This is a genomic window from Mycobacterium sp., from assembly GCF_019243155.1.
GTDB lineage: Bacteria > Actinomycetota > Actinomycetes > Mycobacteriales > Mycobacteriaceae > Mycobacterium.
Map to the genome: position 1 here is coordinate 56406 of NZ_JAFAUS010000375.1, position 8630 is coordinate 65035.

General features: G+C 66.8%; 5 protein-coding genes. All 5 read left to right on the forward strand.

The genetic code is table 11. From position 1 onward, the window contains the following. Positions 1-281: 281 nt before the first annotated feature. On the forward strand, positions 282-3974 hold the full coding sequence (locus tag JOZ00_RS19550) for a nitrate reductase subunit alpha (RefSeq protein ID WP_293346602.1): 3693 nt from the start codon (positions 282-284) through the stop codon (positions 3972-3974). A gap of 34 nt (positions 3975-4008) precedes the next feature. Then, positions 4009-5637, forward strand: coding sequence for a nitrate reductase subunit beta (gene narH / locus JOZ00_RS19555; RefSeq protein ID WP_293346605.1), 1629 nt, complete (start codon positions 4009-4011; stop codon positions 5635-5637). Further along, the gene (narJ, locus tag JOZ00_RS19560) at positions 5634-6308 is read left to right on the forward strand and encodes a nitrate reductase molybdenum cofactor assembly chaperone (protein WP_293346608.1); all 675 of its coding nucleotides are present in this window, start codon (positions 5634-5636) and stop codon (positions 6306-6308) included. Before narH ends, narJ begins: the two co-directional genes overlap by 4 nt. After that, positions 6301-7032 carry a respiratory nitrate reductase subunit gamma gene (narI, locus tag JOZ00_RS19565; RefSeq protein ID WP_293346611.1) on the forward strand — a complete coding sequence of 244 codons (732 nt, stop codon included), beginning with the start codon at positions 6301-6303 and terminating at the stop codon, positions 7030-7032. The genes narJ and narI overlap by 8 nt, the downstream gene beginning before the upstream one ends. Positions 7033-7251: 219 nt before the next feature. Next, positions 7252-8630 (forward strand): GTP-binding protein (locus tag JOZ00_RS19570; RefSeq protein WP_293346614.1); only part of this gene is annotated, 1379 nt, incomplete at its 3' end.

Here is an 8630-nt window from a genome sequence, read left to right on the forward strand (position 1 = left end):
GAACTGGATATGACAATGCGATTTGTAGAAACGACCTGCAACAGCCACGTCACACGCAGATCGGGTCCGCCGAAAGTCCGGTCAGCCGCGACCTGTCCTGGTGCTTCATCCCCCACCCGGCTCGCGGGCCCCAGAGCCGACGGTTGAGCCGATCCGAGTTGGCATGGGCGGATGGATCACCGGGCTGAGTCCCGTTCGCAACGCAAATGAGCGCAGATTGGGGCGCAGCACGTGGCCCAGGTAAGAGGCGCGACGTAGGCGAATAGGAGGAGGAGCACGTCTTGACTGTCACACCTCACGTTGGCGGAGCGCTCGAGGAGCTTCTGGAGCGCAGTGGGCGGTTCTTCACGCCGGGGGAGTTCTCGCCCGATCTGCGCACCGTCACGCGACGCGGGGGCCGCGAGGCCGACGTGTTCTACCGCGACCGGTGGAGCCATGACAAGGTGGTCCGCTCCACGCACGGGGTGAACTGCACCGGTTCGTGCTCGTGGAAGATCTACGTCAAAGACGGGATCATCACCTGGGAAACGCAACAGACCGACTATCCCTCGGTGGGCCCCGACCGGCCCGAGTACGAGCCGCGCGGGTGTCCGCGCGGCGCGTCGTTCTCCTGGTACAGCTACTCGCCGACCCGTGTGCGCTACCCGTATGCCAGGGGCGTGCTGCTCGAGATGTACCGAGAGGCAAAGGCACGGCTGGGCGATCCGGTCTTGGCGTGGGCCGACATTCAGGCCGATCCCGAGCGCCGTCGGCGCTATCAGCAGGCACGCGGAAAGGGCGGATTGGTCCGGGTCACCTGGGCTGAGGCCACCGAGCTGATCGCCGCCGCCCACGTGCACACCATCAAGACATACGGTCCCGACCGCGTCGCCGGATTCTCACCGATCCCGGCGATGTCGATGGTGTCGTACACCGCCGGATCGCGGTTCTTCGAACTGATCGGCGCACCGATGACGTCGTTCTACGACTGGTACGCCGACCTTCCGGTGGCCTCGCCGCAGGTGTTCGGCGACCAGACAGACGTGCCCGAATCCGGCGACTGGTGGGACGCGGCGTACCTGATGATGTGGGGCTCCAACGTCCCGATCACCCGTACGCCGGACGCGCACTGGATGGCCGAGGCGCGTTACCGCGGCACCAAAGTGGTTACCGTCAACCCGGATTACGCCGACAACACCAAATTCGCCGACGAGTGGATGCCGTGCGCTGCCGGTACCGACGGCGCATTGGCCATGGCGATGGGCCACGTCATCCTCTCGGAATGCTATGTGCGAAAACAGGTTCCGTTCTTCGTCGACTATGCGCGCAGCTACACCGACCTGCCGTTCCTGATCAAGCTGGAAGAACGCGGCGACATGCTGGTTCCGGGGAAGAACCTCACGGCCGCGGATTTGGGGGAGCCGGTCGAGAACGCCACGCTCAAGCCCGTGGTGCTGGATGAAGCCACGAATTCGGTTGTGGTTCCGCAGGGTTCGCTGGGTTTCCGGTACGGCGAGGACGGCGTCGGAAAGTGGAACCTGGACCTCGGTTCGCTGCAGCCCGCACTCAGCGTGACCGATGTGCCGCACAGCGACCGCGACGCCACGCTCGTGCACCTGCCCAGCTTCGATACGGTCGACGGCGAAGGCACCACCGTCGCCCGAGGTGTCCCGGTGCGCCGTGTCGGTAAGCACTTGGTGTGCACCGTTTTCGACCTGATGCTCGCGCAGTACGGGGTGGCGCGGCCGGGATTGCCCGGCGAATGGCCGGCCGGCTACGACGACGCCACCCAGCAGAACACCCCGGCATGGCAGGAACCGATCACCGGAGTGTCGGCCGCGCAGGCGATCCGGGTGGCTCGGGAATTCGCGCACAGCTCGGAGGAATCGGGCGGGCGGTCCATGATCATCATGGGTGGCGGCATCTGCCATTGGTTCCACAGCGACGCGATCTACCGGTCGGTGCTCGCGCTGCTGATGTTGACCGGGTCGATGGGGCGCAACGGCGGTGGCTGGGCGCACTACGTCGGCCAGGAAAAAGTGCGCCCGCTCACCGGATTTCAGACGATGGCGATGGCAGCCGACTGGGTCCGCCCGCCGCGCCAGGTGCCGGGCGCATCGTACTGGTACGCACACACCGACCAATGGCGCTACGACGGCTACGGGGCCGACAAGCTCGCCAGCCCGGTGGGCCGGGGCAGGTTTGCGAACAAGCACACGATGGACCTGCTGGCGTCCTCGGTCGCGATGGGGTGGAGCCCGTACTACCCGCAGTTCGACCGATCCAGTTTGGAGGTCGTCGACGAGGCACAGTCGGCGGGTCGCGACGTCGCCGACTACGTCGCCGAGCAGCTCGGTCAACGCAAACTGAAACTCGCCGTCACCGATCCCGACAACCCCGTCAACTGGCCGCGAGTGCTCACCGTGTGGCGCGCCAACCTGATCGGCTCGTCCGGCAAGGGCGGGGAGTATTTCCTGCGTCACCTGCTGGGCACCGACTCCAACATCCAGGTGCAGCCGCCAAAGGACGGGGTGAAGCCCGTCGACGTCACGTGTGCCGGGGACATCCCGGAGGGCAAGCTCGATCTGATGATGTCGATCGACTTCCGGATGACGTCGACGACGCTGGTGTCGGATGTGGTGCTGCCCGCGGCAACCTGGTATGAGAAGGCCGACATCGCCAGCACGGACATGCACCCCTACGTGCACGCGTTCAGTGCCGCGACCGATCCGCCATGGGAAACCCGTTCGGATTTCGACGCTTTCGGCGCCGTCGCGCGTGCCTTCAGCGCCATGGCCAAGGAGCATCTCGGCACCCGCCGCGACGTGGTGCTCTCCGCGCTGCAGCACGACACACCCGACGCGATGGCGTATCCCGATGGCACCGAATCCGATTGGCTGCACACCGGTGCGACGCCGGTCCCGGGACGGACGATGGGCAAGCTCACCGTGGTCGAGCGCGACTACGGCGCCGTCTACGACAAGTGGCTGACGCTGGGCCCGCTCGTCGAGCAGTTCGGACTGACCACCAAGGGTGTCACGGTGCACCCGTTCCGCGAGGTCGAGGAGCTCGCGGCCAAGTTCGGGGTGCTGAAATCCGGTGTGGCAGCTGGGCGTCCGGCCGTCACCACCGCCGCACGGATGGCCGACGTGCTGCTGCTGTTGTCCGGGACCACCAACGGCCGGCTCGCCGTCGAGGGCTTCCACGAACTCGAAAAGCGCACGGGTCAGCGGCTGGTGCACCTGGCCGAGGGCAGCGAGGACAAGCGGATCAGCTACGCCGACACGCAGGCGCGGCCGGTTCCGGTGGTCACCAGCCCGGAATGGTCGGGCAGCGAAACCGGCGGGCGTCGCTATGCGCCGTTCACCATCAACATCGAGAACCTCAAGCCGTTCCATACCCTAACCGGGCGAATGCATTTCTATCTCGCGCACGACTGGATCGAGGAACTCGGCGAGCACCTGCCAGTGTTCCGGCCGCCGCTCGACATGAAGCGGTTGTTCGGCCAACCCGCGCTCGGGCCGACTGATGACGGAATCGGGCTCACCGTGCGGTATCTGACGCCGCACTCGAAGTGGTCGTTCCACTCCACATACCAGGACAATCTGTACATGCTGTCGTTGTCGCGCGGCGGCCCGACAATGTGGATGAGCCCGGGCGACGCGGCGAGAATTCAAGTGAAGGACAACGATTGGGTCGAGGCGGTCAATGCCAACGGCATCTACGTGTGCCGCGCGATCGTCTCGCACCGGATGCCCGACGGCGTGGTGTTCGTTTACCACGTGCAGGAGCGCACCGTGGACACCCCGCGCACCGAAACCAACAACAAGCGCGGCGGCAATCACAACGCGCTGACCCGGCTGCGGATCAAGCCCAGCCACCTGGCCGGGGGATACGCACAGCACTCCTTCGCGTTCAACTACCTCGGCCCGACCGGCAACCAGCGCGACGAGGTGACCGTGGTGCGTCGTCGCAGCCAGGAGGTGCAGTACTGATGGCCGCCGACACGACGCGCGAGGGGGTTCACCGATGAAGGTCATGGCGCAGCTGGCGATGGTGATGAACCTCGACAAATGCATTGGCTGCCACACCTGCTCGGTCACCTGCAAGCAGGCGTGGACCAACCGGCCCGGTACCGAGTACGTCTGGTTCAACAACGTCGAAACCCGCCCCGGACAAGGCTATCCGCGCACGTATGAAGACCAGGAGCGGTGGCGCGGCGGGTGGATCCGCGACAAGCGGGGCCGGCTGCGGTTGCGCGACGGCGGCCGCATCCAGAAGCTGCTGCGGATCTTCGCCAATCCGCGGCTGCCCATGATCGACGACTACTACGAGCCGTGGACCTATGACTACGAGAACCTGACCACGGCACCCGCGGGTGACACGTTCCCGACGGCCGCCCCGAGGAGCCAGCTCAGCGGCAAGCCGATGAAGATCGAGTGGGGGCCGAACTGGGATGACAACCTGGCCGGCTCAACCGAAATCCTGGCCGGCGACCCGATTTTGAAGAAGGTCAGCGAGGAGGTCAAGCTCTCGCTCGAAGAGACCTTCATGTTCTACCTGCCCCGCATCTGTGAACACTGCCTCAACCCGTCCTGCGTGGCGTCGTGCCCGTCGGGTGCGATGTACAAGCGCAGTGAGGACGGCATCGTGCTGGTCGACCAGGACCGCTGCCGCGGCTGGCGGATGTGTGTCTCCGGATGTCCTTACAAGAAGGTGTATTTCAACCACAAGACCGGCAAAGCCGAGAAGTGCACCCTGTGTTACCCGCGGATGGAGGTCGGCCTGCCGACCATCTGTTCGGAGACGTGTGTGGGGCGGCTGCGGTATCTGGGCCTGGTCCTCTACGACGTCGACCGGGTGCTGGAGGCCGCGTCGGTGGAGAACGACACGGACCTCTATGACGCACAGCGCCGAATCCTGTTGGACCCAGGCGATCCCGAGGTGATCTCTGCCGCCCGGACGGAGGGGATCGCCGATGAATGGATCGAGGCCGCGCAGCGCTCCCCGGTGTACGCGCTGATCAACAAATACAAGGTGGCGCTGCCGCTGCACCCGGAATACCGGACGATGCCGATGGTTTGGTACATCCCGCCGCTGTCGCCGGTGGTCGACGCGGTCAGCCGCGACGGCCACGACGGGGAGAGCCTGGGCAACCTGTTCGGTGCGCTGGACGCGCTGCGGATCCCGATGCAATACCTTGCCGAGCTGTTCACCGCCGGCGACACCGGTGTCGTCGAAGGCGTGTTGCGCCGGCTGGCGGCGATGCGCTCGTACATGCGCGACATCAACCTCGGCCGCGAGACCCAGCCACAGATACCGCATTCGGTCGGCATGACCGAGGAAGACATCTACGAGATGTATCGCCTGCTCGCCATCGCGAAATACGAAGAGCGGTATGTCATTCCGACCGCATTCGCTCCGCGGGCGCACGAGCTGGACGAGATGGGCTGCTCGCTGGACGGCGACGGCGGCCCCGGCATGTACGAGTCGGATCAAGTCCCCGTGTCCGTGGCGACCTTTCACACGCTCAAGCAGCGCGGCGGCTCCCCAGAAGAAGAATCCGGCAACGCCAGACCGTCGGGGCGGGTGAACCTGCTCAACTGGGACGGTCGCCGAGTCTCCGCCGGCATGTTTCCCGAAGAGCACAAGCGATGAAACTGCTGGCGCAGCTCCGGGACCGGTCGAGCACGCGGGCGATGCAGGACCGTCTGGTGTGGCAGGCGGCATCGCTGCTGCTGGCCTACCCGGACGACGGCCTGGCCGAGCGGCTCGACGTGGTCGACGAGCTGGTCGGCCACATCGGCGGAACCGCCGCGCAGCTGCTGCACCAGACGGCCGCGGCGCTGCGTGGCCGCGACCTGATGGGCGCCGCAATGGATTACGTCGCGACCTTCGACATGCGGCGGCGCGCCACGATGTATCTGACGTACTGGACCGCCGGAGACACGCGTAACCGCGGCCGGGAAATGCTGGGGTTCGCGACGGCCTACCGCGAGGCGGGCGTGCAGCCGCCGCGCGCCGAGGCGCCGGACCACCTGCCCGTCGTGCTCGAATTCGCCGCCACCGTCGACCCCGAGGTCGGACGGCGCCTGCTCAGCGAGCACCGGGTCCCGATCGACGTGTTGCGTAACGCGCTGGCCGACGCCCGGTCGCCGTACGAGCCGACCATCGCGGCGGTCTGCGAAACGCTGCCCGCCGCAACCGATCAGGAGGTGCGTCGCGCGGAACGTTTGGAGAAGGCCGGTCCACCCGCGGAAGCCGTTGGGCTGCAACCATTTACACTAACCGTCCCGCCACGCCGCGAGAAAGGAGCGTCCGATGTTTAGCAACGTCTTGTTCTGGGACATCGCGCCGTACATCACGCTGACGGTCCTGATCGTCGGAACCTGGTGGCGTTACCGCTACGACAAATTCGGCTGGACGTCGCGTTCCTCGCAGATCTACGAGTCGCGGCTGCTGCGGGTCGCCAGCCCCATCTTCCATTTCGGGATTCTGGCGGTCTTCGCCGGACACGTGATGGGGCTGTTCATCCCGCCGAGTGTGACGCACATGCTGAAAATGAGCGACCACCTCTACCACCTGCAGGCGGTCGCCGCCGGGTCGCTGGCGGGGATCGCGACGTTGATCGGCATCGGGTTGCTGATCTACCGGCGGTTCACCCGCCCGGCGGTGGCCATGGCCACCACCCGCAGCGACAAGGTGATGTATGTGGTCCTGGTGCTCGCGATCGTGGTGGGGCTGTACTGCGACCTGATCGGTACCGGCCCGCATGGCGGGGAGTTCCACTACCGCTACACCGTCGGCGTGTGGTTCCGGCGGATCTGGCTGTTCCAGCCGCACGGCGAGGTGATGATCCACGCGCCGCTGGACTACCAGCTGCATGCCCTGATCGGGATGGTGCTGTTCACGCTGTGGCCGTTCACGCGACTGGTGCATGTGTTCAGCGCGCCGGTCGTCTACCTGTTCAGGCCCTACATCGTCTACCGCAGCCGCGAGGTGGCCGCCAAGGGCGAATTGGTCGGCACCGCACCGCGCCGCAGGGGCTGGTGAGGCGGGCCCGGAGACCTGCCGGTTAAGCGGGTCGCCGCCCGTCGATGTGCAACCTTGGCTTTGAGTGTGTGGTGAGGGCGGCGACACGCCGGGCGGGGTCGCCGTGGTTGCACGGTCGACGCCGTGATTGGGCACCGCACCGCGCCGCAGGGGCTGGTGAGGCGGCCCCGGAGACCTGCCAGTTCGCTATCCAGCGCCCCCACTGCCACAATCTCCGACGTGTCATTCCGCAACGTCGCCATCGTCGCCCACGTCGACCACGGCAAAACCACCCTGGTCGACGCCATGCTGCGGCAATCAGGTGCGCTGCACCACCGAGGCGACGACACCCAGGAACGCATCATGGACAGCGGTGACCTGGAGAAGGAAAAAGGCATCACCATCCTGGCCAAGAACACCGCCGTGCACCGGCACAACCCGGACGGCACCGTGACGGTGATCAACGTCATCGACACCCCGGGGCACGCCGACTTCGGCGGCGAGGTGGAGCGCGGGCTCTCGATGGTGGACGGGGTGCTGCTGCTGGTCGACGCCTCCGAGGGGCCGCTGCCGCAGACGCGGTTCGTGCTGCGCAAGGCCCTGGCCGCCCACCTTCCGGTGATCCTCGTCGTCAACAAGACCGACCGGCCCGACGCGCGCATCGCCGAAGTGGTGGACGCCAGCCACGACCTCTTGCTCGACGTCGCATCGGACCTCGACGACGAAGCGGCCGCGGCCGCCGAGCACGCGCTGGGCCTGCCGACGCTGTACGCCTCCGGGCGCGCGGGCATCGCGAGCACCGAGCAGCCTGCGAACGGCGAGGTGCCCGCCGGCGACAACCTCGACCCGCTGTTCGACGTGTTGATGGAGCACATCCCGCCGCCGTCCGGGGACCCCGAGGCGCCACTGCAGGCGTTGGTGACCAACCTCGACGCGTCGGCCTTCCTCGGCCGGCTCGCCCTGATCCGCATCTACAACGGCAAGCTGCGCAAGGGCCAGCAGGTGGCCTGGATGCGCGAGGTCGACGGCGTGCCCGTCATCACCAGCGCCAAGATCACCGAGCTGCTTGCGACCGAGGGCGTGGAGCGCAGCGCCACCGACGAAGCGGGCGCCGGCGACATCGTGGCGATTGCCGGCATTCCCGAGATCATGATCGGCGACACGCTGGCCGATCCCGACCACGCCCACGCGCTGCCGCGCATCACCGTCGACGAGCCGGCGATCTCGGTGACCATCGGCACCAACACCTCGCCGCTGGCGGGCAAGGTGTCCGGTCACAAACTGACCGCGCGCATGGTCCGCAGCCGGCTGGACACCGAGCTGGTCGGCAACGTGTCGATCCGGGTGATCGACATCGGCCGGCCCGACGCCTGGGAGGTGCAGGGCCGCGGCGAGCTGGCCCTGGCCGTGCTGGTCGAGCAGATGCGCCGCGAGGGCTTCGAGCTCACCGTCGGCAAGCCGCAGGTGGTGACCAAGACGATCGACGGCAAGCTGCATGAGCCGTTCGAGGCGATGACGATCGACTGCCCCGAGGAATTCGTCGGCGCGATCACCCAGTTGATGGCCGGTCGCAAGGGCCGCATGGAGGAGATGGCCAACCACGCGGCCGGTTGGGTCCG

Excerpts from the sequence above, each read along its gene's own strand:
- narI (WP_293346611.1), top strand. The coding sequence starts at position 6,301 with ATGTTTAGCAACGTCTTGTTCTGGGACATCGCGCCGTACATCACGCTG.
- narH (WP_293346605.1), top strand. The coding sequence starts at position 4,009 with ATGAAGGTCATGGCGCAGCTGGCGATGGTGATGAACCTCGACAAATGC.
- narJ (WP_293346608.1), top strand. The coding sequence starts at position 5,634 with ATGAAACTGCTGGCGCAGCTCCGGGACCGGTCGAGCACGCGGGCGATG.